The organism is Serinicoccus hydrothermalis (assembly GCF_001685415.1).
GTDB lineage: Bacteria > Actinomycetota > Actinomycetes > Actinomycetales > Dermatophilaceae > Ornithinicoccus > Ornithinicoccus hydrothermalis.
Genome location: NZ_CP014989.1, coordinates 3,434,883 through 3,457,369, shown reverse-complemented (window position 1 = coordinate 3,457,369; position 22,487 = coordinate 3,434,883). Strand labels below are relative to the sequence as shown.

18 protein-coding genes are annotated in these 22,487 nt (G+C 73.6%); 7 read left to right on the top strand and 11 right to left on the bottom strand.

The window, feature by feature from the left end; genetic code table 11:
• The first annotated feature begins 193 nt into the window (after positions 1 to 193).
• The gene (locus SGUI_RS16150) at positions 194 to 3,928 is read left to right on the top strand and encodes an FtsK/SpoIIIE domain-containing protein (protein WP_083190760.1); all 3,735 of its coding nucleotides are present in this window, start codon (positions 194 to 196) and stop codon (positions 3,926 to 3,928) included.
• Between the two features lie 138 nt (positions 3,929 to 4,066).
• On the opposite strand, the gene SGUI_RS16145 is transcribed toward SGUI_RS16150, so the two are convergent.
• Together SGUI_RS16145 and SGUI_RS16140 are read right to left on the bottom strand one after the other, a co-directional pair.
• Positions 4,067 to 4,495: a hypothetical protein gene (locus tag SGUI_RS16145; protein ID WP_066641997.1), complete on the bottom strand. Its 429-nt coding sequence runs from the start codon at positions 4,493 to 4,495 to the stop codon at positions 4,067 to 4,069.
• A gap of 25 nt (positions 4,496 to 4,520) precedes the next feature.
• Positions 4,521 to 5,315: a GNAT family N-acetyltransferase gene (locus SGUI_RS16140; RefSeq protein ID WP_066641996.1), complete on the bottom strand. Its 795-nt coding sequence runs from the start codon at positions 5,313 to 5,315 to the stop codon at positions 4,521 to 4,523.
• Positions 5,316 to 5,418: 103 nt separating this feature from the next.
• Here SGUI_RS16140 and SGUI_RS18170 point away from each other — a divergent pair, with 103 nt between their 5' ends.
• Positions 5,419 to 6,018, top strand: coding sequence for a PGPGW domain-containing protein (locus SGUI_RS18170; RefSeq protein ID WP_066641991.1), 600 nt, complete (start codon positions 5,419 to 5,421; stop codon positions 6,016 to 6,018).
• A gap of 24 nt (positions 6,019 to 6,042) precedes the next feature.
• Here the strand turns inward: SGUI_RS18170 and miaB are convergent, their stop codons facing one another.
• A complete protein-coding gene (miaB, locus tag SGUI_RS16130) occupies positions 6,043 to 7,575 on the bottom strand; it encodes a tRNA (N6-isopentenyl adenosine(37)-C2)-methylthiotransferase MiaB (RefSeq protein ID WP_066641988.1) in 1,533 nt (510 codons plus the stop codon).
• 22 nt (positions 7,576 to 7,597) lie between these two features.
• Positions 7,598 to 8,344, bottom strand: coding sequence for a sulfite exporter TauE/SafE family protein (locus SGUI_RS16125; protein WP_157621882.1), 747 nt, complete (start codon positions 8,342 to 8,344; stop codon positions 7,598 to 7,600).
• Between the two features lie 97 nt (positions 8,345 to 8,441).
• Here SGUI_RS16125 and SGUI_RS16120 point away from each other — a divergent pair, with 97 nt between their 5' ends.
• A complete protein-coding gene (locus tag SGUI_RS16120; protein ID WP_066641978.1) occupies positions 8,442 to 8,852 on the top strand; it encodes a hypothetical protein in 411 nt (136 codons plus the stop codon).
• 55 nt (positions 8,853 to 8,907) lie between these two features.
• On the top strand, positions 8,908 to 12,207 hold the full coding sequence (locus tag SGUI_RS16115; protein WP_066641977.1) for a S41 family peptidase: 3,300 nt from the start codon (positions 8,908 to 8,910) through the stop codon (positions 12,205 to 12,207).
• 85 nt (positions 12,208 to 12,292) lie between these two features.
• Here the strand turns inward: SGUI_RS16115 and SGUI_RS16110 are convergent, their stop codons facing one another.
• The 3 genes from SGUI_RS16110 to SGUI_RS16100 form a co-directional block, all read right to left on the bottom strand.
• Positions 12,293 to 12,892 (bottom strand): regulatory protein RecX, encoded by a 600-nt coding sequence (locus tag SGUI_RS16110; protein WP_066641976.1) that lies wholly within the window; start codon positions 12,890 to 12,892, stop codon positions 12,293 to 12,295.
• The gene (gene recA / locus SGUI_RS16105) at positions 12,892 to 13,914 is read right to left on the bottom strand and encodes a recombinase RecA (protein ID WP_472537424.1); all 1,023 of its coding nucleotides are present in this window, start codon (positions 13,912 to 13,914) and stop codon (positions 12,892 to 12,894) included. The genes SGUI_RS16110 and recA overlap by 1 nt, the downstream gene beginning before the upstream one ends.
• Positions 13,915 to 14,216: 302 nt before the next feature.
• Positions 14,217 to 15,317 carry an NYN domain-containing protein gene (locus tag SGUI_RS16100; protein ID WP_066641972.1) on the bottom strand — a complete coding sequence of 367 codons (1,101 nt, stop codon included), beginning with the start codon at positions 15,315 to 15,317 and terminating at the stop codon, positions 14,217 to 14,219.
• Between the two features lie 179 nt (positions 15,318 to 15,496).
• Between SGUI_RS16100 and SGUI_RS16095 the strand changes: the two genes are divergently transcribed.
• Positions 15,497 to 16,768, top strand: coding sequence for an aspartate kinase (locus SGUI_RS16095; protein WP_066641971.1), 1,272 nt, complete (start codon positions 15,497 to 15,499; stop codon positions 16,766 to 16,768).
• A gap of 5 nt (positions 16,769 to 16,773) precedes the next feature.
• Positions 16,774 to 17,907, top strand: a complete 1,134-nt coding sequence (locus SGUI_RS16090) for an aspartate-semialdehyde dehydrogenase (protein WP_066643625.1) — start codon at positions 16,774 to 16,776, stop codon at positions 17,905 to 17,907.
• Positions 17,908 to 17,982: 75 nt separating this feature from the next.
• Here the strand turns inward: SGUI_RS16090 and SGUI_RS16085 are convergent, their stop codons facing one another.
• The 4 genes from SGUI_RS16085 to SGUI_RS16070 form a co-directional block, all read right to left on the bottom strand.
• Positions 17,983 to 18,171 (bottom strand): hypothetical protein, encoded by a 189-nt coding sequence (locus SGUI_RS16085; protein ID WP_066641967.1) that lies wholly within the window; start codon positions 18,169 to 18,171, stop codon positions 17,983 to 17,985.
• Positions 18,172 to 18,485: 314 nt separating this feature from the next.
• Complete coding sequence (locus SGUI_RS17875) at positions 18,486 to 19,244, bottom strand: VOC family protein (RefSeq protein ID WP_202816589.1); 759 nt, start codon at positions 19,242 to 19,244, stop codon at positions 18,486 to 18,488.
• Between the two features lie 9 nt (positions 19,245 to 19,253).
• Positions 19,254 to 19,475 (bottom strand): DUF3046 domain-containing protein, encoded by a 222-nt coding sequence (locus tag SGUI_RS16075; RefSeq protein ID WP_066641966.1) that lies wholly within the window; start codon positions 19,473 to 19,475, stop codon positions 19,254 to 19,256.
• 14 nt (positions 19,476 to 19,489) lie between these two features.
• A complete protein-coding gene (locus tag SGUI_RS16070; protein ID WP_066641953.1) occupies positions 19,490 to 20,407 on the bottom strand; it encodes an AEC family transporter in 918 nt (305 codons plus the stop codon).
• 65 nt (positions 20,408 to 20,472) lie between these two features.
• On the opposite strand from SGUI_RS16070, the gene SGUI_RS16065 reads away from it, so the two are divergent.
• Positions 20,473 to 22,446, top strand: coding sequence for a carboxyl transferase domain-containing protein (locus SGUI_RS16065; RefSeq protein ID WP_066641950.1), 1,974 nt, complete (start codon positions 20,473 to 20,475; stop codon positions 22,444 to 22,446).
• Positions 22,447 to 22,487 lie beyond the last annotated feature (41 nt).

Genomic DNA, 22,487 nt, shown 5'->3' with positions numbered 1-22,487 from the left:
CTGGTCGCGCGGTCCGCGCCGTCGCGGCCTGCGCCCGCTGTTCTGGCCGATCCTGGCACTGGCACCTGCTTTTGCCAAGGGTCGTCCTCCGTCGCTGCCACTGTATGCACGGGGCCGGCCTCCGCGCTGTGCCCGCGGTCGAGCCTGTGGACAACTCCGGGGGCACGATCCCCGATCCGCGCAGGATCGGGGCATGAGAGTCATCGTGACCCGGCCGGTCCACGACCGCGTGGAGCACCTGGTCGTCACCGCACCGGACGACGCCACCCTCGGCGACCTCCGGCGTCACCTCGACCCAGCCGTCTCCGGCGGGAGTCCTGGGGCCGGGTCGGACGCCCAGCCGCTGCAGCACGGGGCCGCCATCGGCAGCCGCTCCTCGGACAGGCATACCGCTCCGGCGGGGGTGCCACGGCTCGTCGTGGCCACCGGCCCGGACGCCGGGGGCACCGCCGCGCTGCCGCCAGGACGGTGGGTCACGCTCGGCCGGGACCCACGGTGCGACCTGACCGTCGCCGATCCCGGGCTGTCGCGCCGGCACCTGCGGGTGCGCCAGGAGCGCGACGGCGTGAGGGTCGAGGACCTCGGGTCGACCAACGGGGTGGGCTGGGAGGGCGGAGAGCCGCCGTGCGCCGGCACCTGGCCGGTCGGTGACCGGTTGCTCCTCGGGGTGTCCGGGGTCGTGCTCGTGCCGCGCCCGCCGGCACCGGTCCGTCAGGCCCCCTCCGCAGGCCTGCGCGAGATCGTGCCCTGGCCGCGCTCGGTCTCCGCCCCGGTGGAGGTCGAGCTCACCACGCCACCCGTGCCCGCGCGGCGCCGGGTCCGTCCGCCCAGCGCCTGGACCTGGACCCTTCCCCTGGTCGTCGCGCTCGCCGTCGCCCTGCTCCTGCGTATGCCCTGGCTCCTGCTCTTCGGGCTGCTGGGGCCGGCGATGGTCCTGGGTCACTTCCTGGGCGACCGCCGGTCCGCCCGGATCGAGCACGAGGAGGCGCTGGTCGAGCACGCCCGGGCGCGACGGGACAACGAGCTGGTCGCGAGGCATGCCCTCGCCGAGGAGCTGGTGCAGCTGCGCGAGCGCCACCCCGGGCTGGTCGGGGTCACCACCGCGCTGGTCCCCCATCCCTCCACCTCGCTCTGGGCGTGCTCGGCCGAGGAGCTCGAGGTATGCCTGGGCGAGCACCGGTGCCCCTCGCGCGTGCACCTCGAGGGCGAGGCCCTCTGGCACGACGCGGCGCCGCTGCCGCTGGTCCTGCTGGGGCCATTGGTCATCTGTGGGGAGCGCTCCCTCCGGGACGCCTTCGCGCGGTCGCTCGTCCTGCAGCTCGCCACCCGACACCCGCCGACGCAGTGGAGCCTCCTCGTCGAACCCGGGCGCGCGCCTGGAGAGGCATGGGACCTGCTGGGCTGGCTGCCGCACACCGACACGAGTGGCGCGGACCCCGTCGGACGCGCGCTGCGCTGGGGCGAGGACGTGGTCCTGGTCGACGACGTGACCCAGGCCCCACCGGGCGCCACCCGTGTCCTGCTCACCTCCGGCACGCGGGCGGTCCTGCAGGTACCGGGCCGGCCGGAGGTGGTCTTCGTCCCGACCACGCTCGGTCTGACCCGTGCCCGTGCCCTCGCCTCGACGCTGGCACCGCTGCGGGCGCGCGACGCCGCGGACGCCGACCCCGACGCGCCGGCCCTGCCCACCGGGTCACCGCCCCTCGGGGAGCTGGTCGGCTGGCCCCAGGACGCCCAGGAGGCGCTCGCCGCGTGGGCCCTGCCAGGGCTGGCGGTGCCGCTCGGCCATGACTTCGCTGGGCAGGCCGTGACGGTCGACCTGGTCCGCGACGGGCCGCACGCGCTGGTCGCCGGCACGACCGGCGCGGGCAAGTCCGAGCTGCTCAGGTCGCTCGTCGTCGCCCTCGCGCTGCGGAACTCACCCGCAGACCTGGCGCTGCTGCTCGTCGACTTCAAGGGCGGGTCCTCCCTCGGCGACTGCGCCTCGCTGCCGCACGTCACGGGCATGGTCACCGACCTCGACCCGCACCTGGCGGGCCGGGTGCTCGCCTCGCTCCGGGCCGAGCTGACCCGGCGCGAGGGCGTCGTCGCGGCGGCAGGCGCCAAGGACGCCGCGCAGGTCCCCGGCCTGCCCCGCCTCGTCGTCGTCATCGACGAGTTCCGGGTGCTCGCCGAGGAGGTGCCGGAGGTGATGAGCGGCCTCATTCGCCTGGCCGCGGTCGGCCGGAGCCTCGGGGTCCACCTCGTCCTCGCCACCCAGCGCCCGGCCGGTGTCGTCGGCCCCGACCTGCGGGCCAACGTCAACCTCCGCATCGCCTTGCGGTTGCGCGACTCCTCGGACTCCCACGACGTCATCGAGACCGGGCAGGCCGCCCTGCTCCCCGAGGGACGCCCCGGCTTGGCGCTGTGGCGCACCGGCGCCGAGCCTCCGCACGCGGTCCAGGTCGCCCGCGTCGGTCCACCGCGGCGCCGCTCCCTCGCGGGATGGGACGTGCAGGCGCTCCCCGACATCTGGTCGGCCAGGCGGGTGCTCGACCAGGCCGGCCAGCCGGAGGCCCAGGAGGACGACCTCGGGGCGCTCGCGTGCACGCTCCGCGCGGCGGCGCAGCGGGAGGACCTGCGGCCACCCGTCGTCTGGCACCCGCCGCTGCCGGACCGGATCGAGAGCCTTCCCGGCGAGCCGGGCGCCTGGGCGCTGGCCGACCTGCCGGCGGAGCAGGCCCGCTCCCCGCTGACCTGGGGCGTGGACCAGCACCTGGGCCTCGTCGGCGCGGCCCGCTCCGGGCGCACGACGGCGCTGCGCTCGGTGCTCAGCCGCACGAGTGGCGCGTGGGTCGTCGTGCTCGACCTGGGTCGTGGCTTGGAGGCGTCCGAGGCCGGCACCCACCCTGGGCTGGTGGCGTGGGTGCAGCCGGACGACCTGGCCCACGGCATACAGGTCCTGGACCGGCTGGACGAGCTGGTGCGCAGCCGTCAGGCGGCCGGGCGAGGCGAGCCTCGCGCGCCGGTCGTGCTGGTGCTCGACGGCTGGGACCGCTTCGTCGACCTCTACGAGCCCGTCGAGCGCGGGCGCGCCCTAGAGGTGGCACTTCGCGTCCTGCGCGAGGGACCCGCGGTCGGGGTCGTGGCCCTGCTCAGCGGCGACCGCAGCCTGCTGCTGGGCCGGGTCGCGCCGGTGCTGCCGACCACCTGGGCCCTGCGGCTCAACGACCCGACCGATCTGCTCCTCACCGGCCTGCGCCCGCACCAGGTCCCGTCCTCGCAGCCCCCCGGGCGCCTGGTCGGCGTGCGCGACGGCACCGAGGCACACGTCGTGCTCCCCGCCATGGGCGCCGGGCTCGAGCGCCCTGACGGTCCGCCCCCTCTGGTATGCCGCCCGCTCCCCCGACGCTGGAGCGCCCCGGTGGGCAGCGGGCACTGGGCGGTCGGCGGCGACGAGGCCGCACCGGTGCCGCAGCCTGCGGGGTCGATGCTCGTCGTGGGGCAACCCGGGTCCGGCCGCACGCACACCCTCGACCGACTGCAGGGAGGTCGCCCCGCGGTCGTCGTGGATCTCGCGTCGCCGCCGGAGGCCGAGCAGCTGCGCGCCGCGTGCGCCGAGCTGGGGACCGGTGGCCTGCTCGTGGTCGACGACGCCCACCTGCTGGTCGGCACGCCTGCGGAGGACGTGCTGGTCGAGCTGGCGACGGCATACCGGATGGAGCTGCTCGTGGCGGCGGACACGGAGGCGGCCACGAGCGCCTTCCGCGGCATCCTCGCGCTGGTGACCCGCTCCCGCAGCGGCGTGGTGCTCCAGCCGCGGAGCCCCGGCGACGGCGCCGTGCTGGGCGCGAGCCTCCCGGTCGGCGACCTGCAGCTGCCGGGGCGCGGCGTGCTCGTCCACCGCGGCCGCTGCACCCGGGTCCAGGTCGCTGCACCCGAGAGATGATCCGGGTGCGACCGAGGTCAGGCCCGCCTGACTGAGAGCCGGTTCGTCAGGTGACAGCCCCCTCGAACAGGCTCGCGAGTGACATCGAGGCGGTCAGTGGACGAACCGGCTCTGAGCCGCCCACCCACGGTCGCCCGCTCAGGCGGTCTGGTCGCGGTCCTCCAGCCGGCCCATGAGGAAGGCCGCGACGACCGTGACCACGCCGAGGGCCAGCGCCCCGAGGCCCACCCACCACGGCGCGAGCGGGAGCAGCGCGATGCCGAGCGGCACCATGAGGAAGTTGAAGGCGATCGCGGGGGCCTGCGAGCGCGGGTGGCGACGCCACAGGCCGAGCGCGGTGTAGGCCAGACCGATGATGAAGACGACCATCGTCACCACCGACATGGTGACGATCATGAGGTCCTGCCCCTGCCCCAGCGCGAGCTCGACGAGGTAGAACACCGCCAGCCCGGTGATGACCACCGCCTCCACCGCGACCAGCACGGCCGCGAGACGTCCGGCGGCGCGCTGGCGCTCCGTCGGTGCGGGCAGGGTGCCCGCCGTCGCAGAGGTATGCCGCTCGCTCACCGGACCATCGTAGGTCGCCCCGCCCTCAGCCGGGCGGCCCGGCCGGTGCCAGCTCGCGGGTGAGGAAGCGGTGGGCGGTGGCATACCCGAGCCGCTCGTAGAGCCGGACGGCGCCCGCGTTGGACGTGAAGACCGACAGGGTCGAGACGCCCGCCTCCTGCACCGCCCGCGCGGTGAGCGCCTCGGTGAGCAGCGCGCCGATCCCCTGGCCGCGCAGCTCTGGGCGCACGACGAGGCCGGCGAGGTGGGGCATACCGGAGCCGAGCTCGTGCAAGGCTCCGACGGCGACGATCTGCCCCACCTCGTCGCGGGCGGCGAGCCACAGCGAGGCGAAGCCGTGCCCGGGGAAGCCCATGTAGGGATCCTCGCCGTGGGTGCGACCGAAGGCGTCGAGCAGGTCGGCGTCCGCGTCGTCGGCCAGCTCGACGAGCTCCAGGCCCTGGGCCGCGAGACCGGCGGGGTCGACCGCGGCGGCGGTGCGCTCGCACCACATGAAGGACCACCGACCCGAGCCCGTGCCGAGGTAGGCCGGGGGCAGCGCCAGATCTCGCCCGTCCTCGGTCGAGAACCACTCCAGCGCGAGATCAGGGGCGGCTAGCGCGATCGCCCGCAGCGCTGCGGTCTCGGCGTCCGCCGGCGCGTCTGGCCCGACGACGGCGGCGCCGCCCCAGTGCCGCGAGCCCGGGCGCCACGGACTGGCGCACGCCCAGCCGTGCGGGCCCGCGACCGCCACCAGCTCGTGGCTGGTCGCGAAGCGGACGAAGGGGTCCTTGCCGGAGCGGATGAGCAGCTCGTCACGGTCGACCTGGCTCCATGTCACGGCGCGTAGCCTGCCACATCCGTCACATCGGGTCGCGCGCTCGGTCGGAGCGGGGCGGTGCTCGCCGCTCGCGCCCGTCAGGACGCTGACCTACGCTGTCCCGGTGAACGCCGCGGCCAAGCGCATCGTCCTGGAGACCCTGGGGTGGGTCGTCCTGGTCGCGGGCGTCCTCATGCTGCTGCTCCCCGGCCCCGGCCTGCTCGGGACGTTCGCCGGGCTGGCGATCCTGTCGACGCAGTACGAATGGGCCCGCCGGTGGACCATGCCGGTCAAGATCCGGGCGCTGCGCGGCGCCGCCGAGAGCGTCGAGACCATCCCCCGCATCGCGCTGACGCTGCTCATCACCGCCGGGCTCATCGCGGTCGGCGTGGTCTGGCTGATCTCTCCCCCGCCGCCCGGGTGGTGGCCGCTGGACGACGCCTGGTGGCTCTTCGGCGGGCGCCCGGTGGCGATCACCATGCTCGCCTCCAGCGCGATCGCGATCGGGCTCATCGTCTGGAGCATCGTGCGCTTCCACGGCAAGCCCGAGGCACGCGCCTGGATCGACCGGGTGGAGGCCCACTACCGCGCCTCGGTCGCCCAGCACGAGCGCCGGGAGGCGCGCGAGGAGACCGAGCAGGCTCGCGAGGCGACCGAGCGGGCGCGCGAGGCCGACCGCCGGGCGGACCTCAGCGAGCGCTCCGCCCGCAGCGAGGCTCCCTAGCAACGCCGCCGCGGGCTCGCGCGGTCAGTCGGTGGGGCAGCAGGCACCCGCGGGCACGTCCGGCAGCGGCGGAGCACCGATCGTCGGTATGCCCAGGCTCACCGCCGGCTTCTTCACCGCGCCGGGCGTCCCGCCCTCCTGCAGCGCCGCCCAGGCGTCCCCGCCCGCGGTGCGGCGGACGGCATACCGTCCGCCCTGGACGCCGGAGTCTGCGACGAGGTGGTGCGGCGCGCCGTAGGTGACCGCCACGGTCACCGCGTCCCCCGGCCGCGGGACCTCGGCTCCCTCGGGGACCGCGAAGTGGACCAGCCGGTTGTCGCGGGCGCGACCGGAGAGGCGGTGCGTCTCGGCGTCCTTGCGGCCCTCGCCGGGCGCGACGAGCACCTCGACCTCGCGCCCCTCGAGCTCGCGGTTGCCGGCCCAGGAGACCTCCTCCTGCAGCGCGATGAGCCGGTCGAAGCGCTCCTGCACGACCTCCTTGGGCACCTGCCCGTCCATCTCGGCCGCGGGGGTGCCGGGGCGGATGGAGTACTGGAAGGTGAAGGCGCTGGAGAAGCGGGAGGCGCGCACGACGTCGAGGGTGTCCTGGAAGTCCTCCTCGGTCTCGCCGGGGAAGCCGACGATGAGGTCGGTGGTGATCGCCGCGTCCGGGATCTGCGCGCGCACCCGGTCCAGGATCCCGAGGAACTTCGTGGAGCGGTAGGACCGCCGCATCGCCTTGAGCACGCGGTCCGAGCCGGACTGCAGCGGCATGTGCAGGCTCGGCATGACGTTGGGGGTCTCCGCCATCGCGGTGATGACGTCGTCGGTGAAGGCCGCCGGGTGGGGTGAGGTGAAGCGCACCCGCTCCAGGCCCTCGATCTGGCCGCACGAGCGCAGCAGCTTGCCGAAGGCGAGCCGGTCGCCGAACTCCACGCCGTAGGTGTTGACGTTCTGCCCGAGCAGGGTGATCTCGACGACCCCCTGGGCCACGAGCGCCTCGATCTCGGCGAGGATCTCGCCGGGGCGCCGGTCCTTCTCCTTGCCGCGCAGCGCCGGGACGATGCAGAAGGTGCAGGTGTTGTTGCACCCCACGGAGATCGACACCCAGCCGGAGTATGCCGAGTCGCGCCGGGTCGGCAGCGTCGAGGGGAAGGTTTCCAGCGACTCCAGGATCTCGACCTCGGCGGCCTTGTTGTGCCGGGCCCGGTCCAGCAGCGCCGGCAGCGAGCCGACGTTGTGGGTGCCGAAGACGACGTCGACCCAGGGGGCGCGCTCGACGATGGTGGAGCGGTCCTTCTGCGCCAGGCAGCCGCCGACCGCGATCTGCATGTCGGGGTTGGCCTGCTTGGCCGGGCGCAGCTGACCGAGGTTGCCGTAGAGCTTGTTGGCGGCGTTCTCGCGGACCGCGCAGGTGTTGAAGACGACGACGTCGGCGACGTCCGGGCGCTCGGTCTCGGGCACGGCCGCGAGGTCGATGTAGCCGGCCGTCTCCAGCAGCCCGGCCAGGCGCTCGGAGTCGTGCACGTTCATCTGGCACCCGTGGGTGCGCACGTCATAGGTCTTGGTGCTGCTCATGGCAGCATCCAGGGTACGGCGTTCAGCCGAGGACGCCGACCAGGCCGCGGCCCAGCGCGAGCGCCGCCCCGGCGCTGGCGATGGTGATCGCGAGGGCCCGGGCGACCGGCAGCGGTACGAGCCGCGCCAGCGGGGTCGCGAGCACGATCCCGACCGGCACCGCCGCGCAGGCGAGGAGCCAGGACCACCACGGCAGCACGCCGGGCTCCGGGGTGGCGCCCAGCACCGCCTTGGTGAGGATCGAGGCGAGGTTGGCGGTGAGGAAGATCGGCTGCAGGGTGGCCGCGAGCGAGCGCTGCCCCCACCGGGAGGCGACGGCATACGCCGTCATCGCCGGCCCGGCGACCCCCGCCGTGGTGTTCATGAAGCCGGCGACCGTGCCGGTCACGAGCACCGCGGCCCGCCCCCGGACGACGAGGAGGCGCTGCAGGCCCAGCGCCGCGCCGATGGCGAGCAGGACGCACCCGCCGAGGACGAGGTCGAGCACGTCCGGGGAGACCACCCGCACCACCCAGGCCCCGACCACCGACCCGACGACGAGCAGCGGCGCCAGCCCCCGGAACCGGCGCCAGTCGATGTCGGCGCGCATGACATACGCCAGCAGCAGCGCCCCCACCACGGCGGCGACGTTGCTCAGGGTGACCCCCGCCACCGGCCCGACCACCACGGACATGACGGGGGCGACCGTCATGCCCAGCCCCATACCGGAGACCCGCTGCAGCGCCGCCCCGAGCGCCACGGTCAGCACGAGGAGCAGGGCGAGGGTCATGGGCACAGTGTCACCCATGCTGCGTTCTCGACCCCTGCCGGTGGGCGCCCGTCGGCGCTACTGTGTGCTCCACAGGCGTGAGCGAAGGAGCACCGTCATGAGCGACCAGGCCGACCGCGAGACCATCGGCGACGACCTCGGGGTGTGGAGCATCGACGCAGAGGACCAGCTCCAGCCCGAGGACACGCTCGACGGGGACGGCGACGTGCTCGACCGCGGCTACCAGTCCGGGGACCACTACGTCGGGTCCAGCGCCTTCGGGGTGACCGCCGACGAGCAGTCGCACGAGGAGAGCATCGCCCAGCGGGAGCGGCAGGAGGAGTCGCAGCGGTATGCCGACCGGCACCGCCCCGACGGCGAGGCCCGGGAGATCGCGCGCGAGTGCCGCACGACGAGCTGGGACTCCCCCGAGGAGTCGGCGATGCACTACCACGACCCGGACGAGGAGGAGCTGACCGAGGTCGAGTGGGAGCCCTCCGACGAGCCGCAGCCCGGCGAGGACGAGTAGCACCGCCTGTCCAACCCCCATGCGCCCTGCCGCGCGGAGACGTAGGGTCGGCCGGGTGAGCAACGGATACCTGCGATACCCCCATGTCCACGACGACCTCGTCACCTTCGTCGCCGACGACGACCTCTGGATCGCGCCGGTCGACGGCGGCCGGGCGTGGCGGCTGACCGCCGACCACGAGCCGGCGCGCTGCCCGCGCTTCTCCCGCGACGGCGCGCACATCGCCTACGTCAGCCACCGCGACGGCCACCCCGAGGTCATGGTCGTCGAGGTCGCGACCGCCGCCGCCCGGCGCCTGACCTGGTGGGGCGGCTCGGTGGCGCTCGTCCTCGGCTGGAGCGAGGACGGCCGGGTCCTCGTGGCGAGCAACGCCGGGGAGAGCAACATGCGGCACGCCGTGGTCAAGGCGGTGGGGCTGGACGGCTCGGTGGAGCGTCTGCCCTGGGGCAGCGCCTGGGGCGTGGCGGTGCGGGGCGACGGCACCGTGGCGCTGAGCACCGTCGGGAGCCGGGTGCCCGCGCAGTGGAAGAGGTACCGCGGCGGTACCGCCCCGCGGCTGTGGCTGGACGAGAAGGGCAAGGGCGACTGGAGCCAGCTGCTCGCCGACGAGCCGGCCTCGCTCGTGGACCCGATGTGGGTCGGCGACGAGCTGCTCTTCGTCTCCGACCGGGCCGCGACCTTCCCGGACCACGCGCACGAGCAGGCCAACCTGTGGGCCTGGAAGCGGCCCGGTGGCACCACCGGACGGCTCCGCAAGAGCCCGACCGAGCCGCGGCAGCTGACCCACCAGGGCGAGCAGGAGGGCTACGTCCGGGACGCCAGCACCGACGGGACCCGGGTCGTGTGGCACTCCCGGGGCGACCTGTGGCTGCTGGACTCGCTCGCCGCCACCCCGCGCCGGATCGAGGTGGACCTGCCCGTGGGGCCGCCGGCCGGGCATACCGTGCCCGCCGCGGAGCGGCTGGACCACCTGGACGTCGACCGCGGCGGCGACGCCAGCCTCGTCGGCACGCAGGGGGCGAGCTTCTGGGTGAGCCACCGCTCAGGGCCGGTGCGCGCGCTCGTCGCCGACTCCGCCGTGCGCACCCGGGAGCCAATCTTCCTCGGCCAGGACGGGTCGCGCGCGGTGCTTGTCACCGATGCCGACGGCGAGGACGCGCTCGAGGTCCACACCCTGGACGGCTCCACCCCGCCGCGCCGCCTGGTGGGCGGCGAGCTGGGCCGGGTGCTGCACCTGGCCGCCTCGCCCGACGGGTCGCGGGTGGCGACCGTCAGCCACGACGGCGCGATGCGCGTGCTGGACGCGAGCAGCGGCGCCGTGCGGGAGGTCGGTCGCTCTCGCCAGGGCGAGGCGCTCACCCCGCGCTTCTCGCCGGACAGCCGCTACCTCGTCTGGAGCCAGCCCACCTCGGGCGAGGGCGAGCACCACCAGGTCGTGCTGCTGGACGTGCGGACCGAGGGCGAGCCGGTGGCCCTGACCAGCGGCCGCTACCACGACCGGGACCCCGACTTCACCCGTGACGGCGCCGCCGTGGTCTTCCTGTCCGACCGGACCTTCGACCCGACCTACGACGCGCACGAGTTCGCGCTGAGCTTCACCGGGGCGACCCGGCCCTGGCTCGTCCCGCTCGCGGCCGACCGGACGCCGCCCTTCGGGCCGAGCCTGGAGGGCTGGCGGATCAGCGAGGTGCAGGAGGACAAGCGCCCCGGCGGCGACGCGGCGACCGACGCCGAGGACAAGAGCACGGACGAGGCGGCCGCTCCCCCGGCCAGCCCGGACCTGGACGCGGAGGGAGCCGAGCAGCGCATCACGCCGTTCCCGGTGCCCTCGGCCGACTATCGCGACCTGCGGGCCGCCAAGGACGGCGTGCTCTGGGTGCACGTCGCCGGTGACTCCGGCGTGCTCGGCACCCGGCGCTCGGGCGTCGAGGGCGAGCCCGCGACCGACAGCCTGGAGTTCTACAGCTTCACCAAGCGGACGCTGACCACGGTCGCCGACGCCGTGGACGACTACCAGGTCTCCGGTGACGGCGAGCGTGCCGTGGTCCACCACAAGGAGTCGCTGCACGTGCAGCCCGCCGACCGCAAGCCCGAGGACGGCGACGAGGGCGGCGCCGACAAGGTGTCGGTGGACCTCGAGCGGGTGCGGGTCGAGGTGGAGCCGCGGGTGCGGTGGCACCAGATGTTCGACGAGAACGCCCGCATCATGCGCGACCACTTCTGGCGCGCGGACATGGACGGCGTGGACTGGGCGGCGACGACGCAGCGCTGGCGACCGCTCGTGGAGCGGCTGGCGACCCACGACGACCTCCAGGACGTGCTCTGGGAGACCGTGGGCGAGCTCAACACCTCGCACGCCTACGTCACGCCGCCGCACCCGCCGGGCGACCTGGACCGGCGGCTGGGGCTGCTGGGCGCGGACCTGTCGCCCGAGGCCGACGGCTGGCGCATCGACCGGATCCTGCCCGGGGAGTCCAGCGACCCCAACGCCCGATCCCCGCTGCAGGCGGCCGGGGTCGGCGCGCAGGTCGGCGATGTCGTCGTGGCCGTGGACGGGCGTCCGGTCGACCCGGCGGCCGGCCCCGCGCCGCTGCTCGTCGGTGCCGCGGACAAGCCGGTGCAGCTGACCCTGCGCCGCGACGGGCAGGACCGGCGCGTCGTCGTGGTGCCGATCGGTGACGAGGAGGTCCTGCGCTACCAGGACTGGGTCGCCTCACGGAGGGCCTACGTCGAGGAGAAGACCGGCGGGCGGCTCGGCTACGTGCACATCCCGGACATGATGAGCGTGGGCTGGGCGCAGCTGCACCGCGACCTGCACCACGCCACCCGGGCGGAGGGACTGGTCGTCGACGTCCGCTACAACCGGGGCGGGCACACCAGCCAGCTGGTCCTGGCCCGGCTCGCGGCCCGTGTCGTGGGCTGGGCCCCGGCGCGCTACTACGAGGCGGTCGGCAGCTATCCCGAGCAGGCGCCGCGGGGGCCGGTCGTGCTCGTCGCCAACCAGCACTCGGGCTCCGACGGCGACATCGTCAACGCCGGTGCCCAGGCGATGGGCCTCGGCCCGGTCGTGGGGGTCCGCACCTGGGGCGGGGTCGTCGGCATCGACGGCCGCTTCGACCTCGTCGACGGGACGGCGATCACCCAGCCGCGGTATGCCTTCTGGCTCGAGGGCAAGGGCTTCGGTGTGGAGAACCACGGTGTCGACCCGGACATCGAGGTGGTCCACTCCCCCGCCGACACGGCGCACGACCGGGACCGGCAGCTGGACCGCGCCATCGAGGAGGCACTGGCCCAGCTGGCGCAGACCCCGGCCGCCGCGCCGCCGGAGCTGCCCGAGCCGAAGGTGCGGGGCTGACCGCGGTCCCCGGACAACCGGCCCAGGCACCCGCCTAGGTCCTCCCCCCTCGCCGGCGCCCCGGCGAGGGGGCGAGGCGGCCGGCTCAGTCGCGCTGGTGCTCGGGCAGACCGTCCAGGGCGTCCCGGATGACCTGGTAGGACACACCCGGGCTGTAGCCCTTGCGGGCCAGGAAGCCCGCGAGCCGGCGGGTCTGCACCTCCCGCTCCAGACCCTGCATGGTGCGCAGCCGACGCCTGACGAGGGCGCGGGCCTGCTCCCGCTCGTGCTCGGGGTTGATGTCGTCGAGCGCGCTGTCGACGACCTCCTCGGCGACGCCCTTGCGGCGCAGCTCCTGGCGCAGCGCCCCGGCGGCCAGACCCTTGGTCTCCTGCTTGGAGCGGACGTACATCTCGGCGTAGGCCTCGTCGTCGACCAGCCCCACCTCGGCCATCCGGTCCAGGACGCGGGCAGCCACCTGGGGGTCGCAGTCGCGGTCGGCGAGCTTGTCCTCGAGCTGGCGCCGGGTGCGCGGGCCCATCGCCAGCTGTCGCAGGACGATCTTGCGGGCGACGGCGTGCGGGTCCGGCTCGGTGCTGCTCCGGACACTGGTCGCGTCGGCGGGACGGAGACCGGAGGCACTGGCGGAGGCCTCGGCCGCCGCCAGCGCCTCGCGAGCCGCAGACAGCCTGTCTGCGCCGGCCATCAGAAGTCGACCGAGACCTCACCCGTGACCGGGTCCACCCCGTCCGGGAGGTCCTCCGTCTGCTTCGGGGCACCGATGCCGAGCTTGGTCTTGATGTTGCGGTCGATGGTGTCGGCGATGTCCGGGTTGTCCTTGAGGAACTGCCGGGCGTTCTCCTTGCCCTGGCCCATCTGCTCGCCCTCGTAGGTGTACCAGGCGCCGGACTTGCGCACGAAGCCGTGCTCGACACCCATGTCGATCAGCCCTCCCTCGCGGGAGATGCCGTGGCCGTAGAGGATGTCGAACTCGGCCTGCTTGAACGGCGGGGACACCTTGTTCTTGACGATCTTGGCCCGGGTCCGGTTGCCGACCGCGTCGGTGCCGTCCTTGAGGGTCTCGATCCGGCGCACGTCGATCCGCACCGAGGCGTAGAACTTCAGCGCCTTGCCACCGGTCGTGGTCTCCGGCGAGCCGAACATCACGCCGATCTTCTCCCGCAGCTGGTTGATGAAGATCGCGGTGGTGCCGGTCGAGTTGAGCGCACCGGTGATCTTGCGCAGCGCCTGGCTCATGAGCCGGGCCTGCAGACCCACGTGGCTGTCGCCCATCTCGCCCTCGATCTCGGCGCGGGGCACCAGCGCCGCGACCGAGTCGATGACGATGATGTCCAGGGCGCCGGAGCGGATGAGCATGTCCGCGATCTCCAGCGCCTGCTCGCCGGTGTCCGGCTGGCTCACGAGCAGCGCGTCGGTGTCGACGCCCAGCTTCTTGGCGTACTCCGGGTCGAGCGCGTGCTCGGCGTCGATGAAGGCGGCGATCCCGCCGCCCTTCTGCGCGTTGGCCACGGCGTGCAGCGCGACCGTGGTCTTGCCGCTGCTCTCCGGGCCGTAGATCTCCACCACGCGACCGCGGGGCAGACCGCCGACGCCGAGCGCGACGTCCAGCGCGATGGCACCGGTCGGGATGACCTGCACCGGCGGGCGGTCCTCGTCGCCGAGGCGCATCACCGAGCCCTTGCCGTGCTGCTTCTCGATCTGGGCCATGACCGTGTCGAGGGCCCTGAGCCTGTCGTTGTTGACCCCGGTCGCCCCGGTGGTCTTGCTTGCCTGCGGCATGTGCCTGCTCCTTCGTCTCGTGGCGGGCGCGCCTACCTTCGACCGACGGCGAGGGCCACCCGGGCGGGTGATCCTGCGTCTGCGTCAGACGCTAGGGGCCCCCACCGACATACCCCGGCCTCCACAGAAGATCTGTGGACGACCGTGCCGGCGGCGGCACCATGTGGACGACGATAATCGAAAACCTGTACGAGTCCGAGCAGGACCTCCTGGCGTGTCGCCGGGCGCCCTCAGGGGGCGCTCACGACATACCCGGAGCCCTTGCGCCGCAGCTGCACCAGGCCGGCGGCGTCCGCCCCCTTGGCGAACTGCAGGAAGGAGCCGTAGCCGAGCGGCTTCTCGGAGAAGCCCTCGCGCCGGGTGCGCAGCTGGTCCTTGAGCCCGGAGAGCGCGACGCCGCCGCCGTCGTCGAGCTCGCTCACGGTCTGCCGCAGCAGCGCGAAGGCCTCCGGGCGGCCGCCCTCCTCGGGGAGCGTGACCTCCGGGTCCCCCTTGGCGGGGCCGGCGCTGAGGTCGATGATGCCGCGACCGGAGAGGTGCTCCAGCAGCTCGCCGAAGGCACGGAATCCGTAGGCCGCCTCGGAGAAGGTCGAGTCCTTGCGCACCAGCGTCCGCTTGAGGACCGACGCGGTGACCGCTCCCCCGCTGCTGCGCTGCAGCCCGGACACGGTCTGCGCGACGAGCGATGCCAGGTCGGGGGCGCTGTCGTCGGTCGCGTCCTCGCCCCCGTCGTCCGCGTCCTCGGTCGGCTCCGGCTCCTGCGTCGGCGCGGAGCTCCCGCCGCCCTTGGCCGAGGACCCGCGGCCTCGGCCCTTGCGCCCCGATCCGCGCGAGGAGGTGTCCTCGGCGCCGGCGGGGACGACCCCGTCGAGGTCGTCGTAGTAGAGGAACTCGTCGCAGGCCGGCGGCAGCATCGTCGAGGTCGAGTCGCGGACCCCGAAGCCGATGACCCGCTTGTTGAGCTCGCGCAGCTTGTGCACCAGCGGGGTGAAGTCGCTGTCCCCGGTGCAGATCGCGAAGGTGGTGATGTAGTCACGTTCGTAGGCCGTCTCGACCGCGTCGACCGCCATCTTGATGTCCGCGGCGTTCTTGCGCGAGGCGCCCATGCGCTGCGTCATCTCGATGAGCTCGACGTGGTTGCGGGTGAGCATCCGGCGGTCCTCGTCGAAGTAGGACCAGTCGGCGTACGCCCGCCGCGTCACCACCCGGCCACGCTCGGCCAGCGCGTCCGCCACCGGACGCAGGTCGAAGGGGACGCCCAGGTGGTCGCGCGACCCGAGCGCGAGGTTCTCGTAGTCGATGAGCAGCGCGATCCGGTCCTCGTCATCCATGGCCCCGAGGGTATGCCGTGGGCCCGGCGCGCAACCACACCGGACGCTCTGCACTGTGCGGATTCCCCGGCGTCAAGGGCACAGGAGCGCGCCCCCTAGACTTGCTCCTCGGACCCACGAGGTCGGGACGCCGCCGTCCGGCCTCCCAGGTACTCGCATACCCCTGCACAGGAAGTTCCATGGCTCTGCTCGTGATGAAGTTCGGCGGCTCCTCGGTCGCCGACGCCGAGGCGATGCGCCGCGTCGCCCAGCGCGTCGTCGCCGCCCACCGGGCGGGCGACCGGGTCGCCGTCGTCGTCTCCGCCATGGGAGACACGACCGACGACCTGCTCGACCTCGCCGGACAGATCGCCACCGGCGCTCCCCCGCAGCGCGAGATGGACATGCTCCTCTCGGCCGGCGAGCGCATCTCGATGGCGCTGCTGGCCATGGCGATCGAGCAGCTCGGCGTGCCGGCCCGCAGCTACACCGGCGCCCAGGCGGGGATGCGCACGGACACCGCCCACGGCCGCGCCCGGCTGCTCGACGTGCAGCCGGACCGGGTGCGCCGCACCCTCGAGGACGGCGCCGTGGCGATCGTCGCCGGCTTCCAGGGGATCTCCACCGACGACGACATCACCACCCTGGGCCGGGGCGGCTCGGACACCACCGCGGTCGCGCTCGCGGCGGCCCTCCACGCCGACGTGTGCGAGATCTACACCGACGTCGACGGGCTCTACACCGCCGACCCGCGCATCGTCCCCAGCGCCCGGCGCGTCACCCGCATCACCATCGAGGAGACCCTCGAGATGGCGGCGCACGGCGCCAAGATCCTGCACCTGCGCGCGGTGGAGTACGCCCGCCGCTTCCAGGTGCCCCTGCACGTCCGCAGCAGCTTCTCCGACCAGGAAGGCACCTGGATCCTGGTCGGGCGACCCCTCACGGAGGACACCATGGAAGAGCCGATCATCTCCGGCATCGCGCACGACACGTCCCTGGGCAAGATCACCGCCGTCGGCATCCCGGACCGGCCCGGCGCCGCGGCCGCCGTCATCGGCGCCGTCTCCCAGGCCGGGGTGTCGATCGACATGATCGTGCAGAACGTCTCGACGACCGACGCCGAGACCTCCGACATCTCCTTCACCCTCCCCGAGAGCGACGGCCAGACCGCGGTCGCCGCGGTGCGCGGCCTGCAGGAGCAGATGGGCTTCGCCGACGTGCTCTGGACCAGCCACGTCGGCAAGCTCTCCCTCGTGGGGGCGGGCATGCGCTCCAACCCCTCGGTCGCGAGCCGGCTCTTCTCCGCCCTCGCCGACGCCGGGGTCAACATCGAGATGATCAGCACCTCCGAGATCCGGATCTCGGTGATCTGCGACCAGAGCGACCTGCAGGAGGCGGTGCGCTCGGTGCATACCGCCTTCGACCTGGACGCCGAGGAAGAGGCCGTGGTCTACGGCGGGACGGGACGGTGAGCACCATGACCGAGGCGCAGCAGCGTCAGGACACCGGCGCGCAGGACGGGCGGCGGCTGCACGTCGCGATCGTCGGGGCGACCGGCCAGGTCGGTGCCGTCATGCGCCGGCTGCTCGCCGAGCGCGACTTCCCGGTCGCCTCCGTGCGCTACCTCGCCTCCGCCCGCTCCGCGGGCACGACCCTGGCCTGGGCGGGGTCCGCCGCCGGCGCGCCGGGGTATGACGTGGCCCGCGACATCGAGGTCGAGGACGTCGCGACCGCCGACCTCTCGGGCATCGACGTCGCCCTCTTCTCCGCCGGGGGCGGCGCCAGCAAGGAGCACGCGCCGCGCTTCGCCGAGGCCGGCGCGGTCGTGGTCGACAACTCCTCCGCCTGGCGGATGGACGACGCCGTGCCGCTGGTGGTGAGCGAGGTCAACCCCGACGACCTGGCGCTCGCGCTGGCCGAGGGCGGGAAGCGCATCGTCGCCAACCCCAACTGCACCACGATGGCCGCGATGCCGGTGCTGCGCCCGCTGCACGAGCAGGCCGGCCTGGAGCGGCTGCGGGTCGCGACCTACCAGGCCGTCTCCGGCTCGGGGCTGGCCGGTGTCACCGAGCTCGCCGACCAGGCCCGCGCCGCCCTGGGTGGCGACCTGCCGGTCGAGACGCTCACCCACGACGGCGGCGCGGTCGCGATGCCCGAGCCCGGGGTCTACGTCGCCCCCATCGCCTTTAACGTCCTGCCCCTGGCCGGTGACCTCGGCGCCGACGACGAGACGACCGAGGAGATCAAGCTGCGCAACGAGTCGCGCAAGATCCTCGGCATACCGGGCCTCGCCGTCTCGGGCACCTGCGTGCGGGTGCCGGTCTTCACCGGGCACAGCCTCGCGGTGCACGCCGAGTTCGCCGAGCCGATCACGCCGGACCAGGCGCGCGAGCTGCTCGCGCAGGCGCCCGGGGTGGCGCTGGCCGACGTCCCGACGCCGCTGCAGGCCGCGGGCAAGGACCCCTCCCTCGTCGGCCGGATCCGCGTCGACCAGTCCGTGCCGGACGGCCGCGGTCTCGTGCTCTTCATCTCGAACGACAACCTGCGCAAGGGTGCCGCGCTCAACACCGTGCAGCTGGCCGAGGTCCTCCTGGAGCGCGCCCTGGTCTGAGGGGGCGGTGACGGCCGCTCAGGCGGTGTCGAGATACCTCGAGAGCGCTTCACGCACCACCGCCTCCGGAGACCGTCAGTCCTGACGGGCACGCTCCTCGATGGCACCCCACAGTTCCTCCGGCACGACCTGTGCGTGACCGAGATGGGGGTTGGGCTCAACCTCCGCATCGGTGAGGTCGTGTCCGGCCTCCGCCGCCTCGACGAGTTCAGCAACGCGGGCATCCGTGAGTCCGGGCACGTGGTCCGTCATCTCGAAGGTCATGTCCGCCCTCCTCTCGGGTAGTAGCGTCCGCGCAGCTTCATCGCGTGGATGACCACTTCGACTCCATCATCCACCCACGCGATAGGGCTCTGGCGCGACGGGCGGTTCAGCAGGCCTCGGTCAGATCACCTGCACCACAGCAGCCTCACGCGCACCGCGATGCCGGGAAATCCGCAGACGCCGGGGTGATGGCGTGGGCGTCTGACGATTTCCTCGCAGCGCGTAACCGGTGGGACTGGTGGTGTGGAACGGGACTCCGGGCAGACGTCCGAGCGCGTGGCCGGTGGGACTGCGGTAGGGCCGGTGGGGGCCGATCAGGTGGTCGCGGAGCCGAAGCGCAGCAGGTTGCCGTCCGGGTCGACGTGCGCGCCCTCCCGCAGGCCGTAGTCGGTGTCCATCGGCTCGTGCAGGCGCCCGCCCACGCCGGCGGCCGCCCACTCGGCGTGCAGGGCGTCGGCATCGGCGACGTAGAGGTAGACCGCGCTGAGGTTGGACCCGGGCCGCACGTCGTCCACGCCGGCCAGGTGGAGGGCGACGCCGTCGCGCTCGGCGAAGGCGTATGCCGCGTCCCCCTCGTAGGCGTGCACCTCGAAGCCCAGCGCCGCGTAGTGCGCGATCGCGGCCCCGAGGTCCCGCACGGGGAAGATCGCGGCCGCCGACCGGAGCCCGGGACCGGCGTCCTGCGCGGGATCCTCCGCCTCGAAGTACCCCGGGTAGGGCTCGAGCAGGCAGAACTCGTTGCCCTCGGGGTCGGCCATGAGGTCGTGCGCGACGTGCCCGTCCTCGGTGACGGTCTGCAGCAGCCGCGCGCCCAGCCCCTCGAGCCGGGCCCTCTCGGCCTCCCGGCTCACGCCCTGCTCGGGCAGCAGGTCGACGTGCACCCGGTTCTTGACGCTCTTGCCCTCGGGGACCGGACCGAAGCCGAGCCGCTGCGGCCCGTCCGGGTCGCCGACGGTGGCCCAGCCCGGCTCCTGCTGCCTCAGGTCCCACCCCAGCACGTCGGCCCAGAAGCGGGACAGCGCCAGCGCGTCCTCGCAGTCGAAGACGGTGTTGTAGAGGCGCACCGTGGCCATCGCGTCCCCTCAGTCCTTCGGCGGCACGTCCGGCAGGTGCTGGTGCTCGGGCGGGACGTCCATGTCGCGGCAGACCGCCTCCCAGACCCGGCGCGGCCGCTCCCCCTGCTCCAGGGCGTCCTCGATGGTGCGCCCGCCCAGGCTCCCCAGCACCTGCGTGCGCGCGACGACGGCGCCGTAGCCGGAGCCGAACTCCTGCTCGACCAGCTCCCAGAACTCGCTCAACCGCATACCCGCAAGGCTAGTCACCCCAGGATCGCGGTCACGAGCAGCATCACCGGCAGCGACAGCACGGTGGTGAGGAAGACGCCGTCGCGGGCGATCCGCTCGCCGCGGCCGTAGGCCACGGACAGCACGTAGACGTTCTGCGCCGTCGGCAGCGCGGACATGACCACCACCGCGAGCACGTCCGCGCGGTCCAGCGACAGCACCGGGCCTGCGACCAGCCCGGCGACCAGCGGCATGAGCACGAGCTTGACGAGCACGACCGTCACCGGCTCGGCGAGGGCGTCCCGGCGCGGCAGCGGCGAGAGCCGCAGCGACAGGCCGAAGGCGATGAGCATGCAGGGCACGGCGACCCCGCTGACCAGCTCGACCGGCGCGAGCAGCAGCTCCGGCGGCGTCCAGCCGGAGAGGTTGACCACGAGCCCGAGCACCGTCCCGATCGTCAGCGGGTTGGTCAGCGGCGAGCGGACCAGCCGCCGCCACGACACCCTCCCCACCCGGGTCGCGTCCAGCGCCGCCAGCCAGCCCGGCTGCAGCACGAGCAGCTGCATGAGCAGCACCGGCGCGGACCAGGAGGCGTCGCCGAGCACGTAGAGGGCGATGGGGATGCCGAGGTTGTTGGCGTTGACGTAGCTCGCCGCCATCCCGCCCATGACCGCGTCCGCCCACCGCCGGTGCAGCACGAGCCGGGCGACCACGAGGTATGCCGCCGCGCACACCGCGACCGCCGCCACCGTCGCGACGAGGAACCCGGAGAAGATCACCTGCACGTCAGCGCGGGAGACGATGAGGAAGAGCAGCGCGGGCGAGCCGACCCAGAAGGTGAGCCGGGCGAGCATCCGCTGCTCGTCCCGGCCGAAGAGGCCGGTGTGCGCCAGCAGCCACCCCACGGCCACGACCGCGGCGATGAGCGAGAACCCCTCCAGGACGGCGACCACGGGCAGCCATTATCCGCCGTGGTCCTCCCCGGCCCGGCACCGCCCGGCTGCTAGCGTTCGACCTCATGTCCGATTCCCGCGAGCGCCGCGATCACGAGGACCCCGATCTCGACGTCGACGACGTCTTCGGCGAGGGCGGCGTCACCCCGGACCTGCTGGACCGGCGCCCGGTCGTGCCGCGCACGGTCGCCAGCCTCTACGAGTCGCGCCCCGGCCTCAACCCCACCCAGGCGGTGGCCCGCTTCATGGAGGCGGTCAACCTCCAGGAGCGCTTCGGCCACCTGCGCGTCGTCGACGACCTCATCGGCCTGCAGCGCCGCGTCGGGGACACCATCGAGCGCTACACGGACAAGCTGCGCAACGCCGAGGCCCGCTCGGGCACGAGCGAGTCGGCGCGCTTCGGCATCGGGCACTTCGACGGCGAGCGCGCGGTCGTGTATGTCGTCGACTGGTCCTTCTTCGCCGGCTCGCTCGGGGAGGTCGCCGGCGAGAAGTTCGTCCAGGCGGCCGAGCTGGCCGAGCGCGAGGGCCTGCCGCTCATCAGCATGGGCGCCTCCTCCGGCGTGCGCCAGCACGAGAACGTCCTCGGCCTGGTGCAGATGCAGCGGATGGCGGCGGCCGCCAACAAGTTCCAGCACACCACCAACCGGCCCTACATCTCGGTGCTGGCCGGTCAGGTCTGGGGCGGCATGTCGGCCAGTGCCGTGCCCGTGGCCGACCTCATCGTCGCCCTGGAGGGCACCGACTACGGCTTCGCCGGGCGCCGGGTCATCGAGACCTTCGAGGGCCGGGAGGTCCCGCGCGGGTTGCAGAGCGCCGAGGCGAACTACCTGGACCGCAACGTGGACGTGCTGGTCAAGGATGTCGACGAGCTGATCTCCTTCGTCGGCCAGGTGCTGGGCTCGGGACGGACCGGCAACCGGCTGCGGGTCAAGGACTCCGAGGACGCGCTGGCCGAGACCGGGTCGCGCACGGTGACCGCGGGGGCCGAGGGCTTCTCCGCGGCGCTGTGGGACCGCCAGGAAGCCAAGGATGAGGTGGAGCTGCCGCGGGACCGTCGCGACCGCGACAGCGCCTCGCCCCGGGAGTCGCTCATGGCGCGCTACAACGAGATCGCCGCCGGTGCCGCCCGGCTGGACACCGAATACTTCCTGCGGCACGTCTTCGACGGCGCGGTGCCGTTCTACAACCACGTCCGCTTCGAGGACCAGAAGACCTACCCGAGCATCATCGCCGCGCTGGCGACCCTGGGCGGGCAGTCGTTCATGGTCATCGGCGACCAGCCGTCCTACACGATTTCCGGGGGGTATGTCGGCAAGCGCCCGGCGAACCCGAGCCCGGAGGACTTCGAGTACGCCGTGCGCATGATGACCGCGGCCGAGCGCTGGGACCTGCCGATCGTCTTCTTCACCGACACCCTGGGCGCGATGCCGTCGATGGCGGCCGAGCGGCGCGGCCAGTCGCGCGCGATCGCGCAGAGCATCAAGCGGGCCGCCTCCCACCCCTTCCCCACCATCTCGGTGATCACCGGGGCGATGGGCTCCGGTGGCGGCCTGGCGACGACCCCCTTCGGGCGCGAGACGATCATGCTGGACAGCGCCCTCGGCTTCGTCTCCGAGCCGCGCTCCACCGCCTCGATCCTCTACAGCGTCGCCAACCCCAGCGTCGAGCAGGTCGGGATGACCCTGGAGACGATGAAGGCCTCGGCGCTCGACCTCAAGGCCCAGGGCCTGGTCGACACGATCGTGCACGACGCCGACAACCCCGAGGCGACGGTCCGCGAGCTGCGCGGGGCGATCGTCAAGGGCTACAACGACCAGCACGGGCTCAACCCGCGCCGGCTGCGCCGGCAGGCCGACGAGCGGCTCCGCCCGCGCACCCTGGGCAAGCTCGCAACGACGGACGAGCGGGGCGGGCACGAGGAGCAGCCGCAGCAGCAGCACCAGGGCGCCGACCGGCCGGACTACGAGCCCGCGCCGGCGCCCGAGGCCGACGCGGGCGACGCTCCCGCGACAACGCCGGAGCCGGAGTCCGACTGACCCCCGGGAGTGCCTGACCGGCGCCCGGCCGCCCGGCCGGT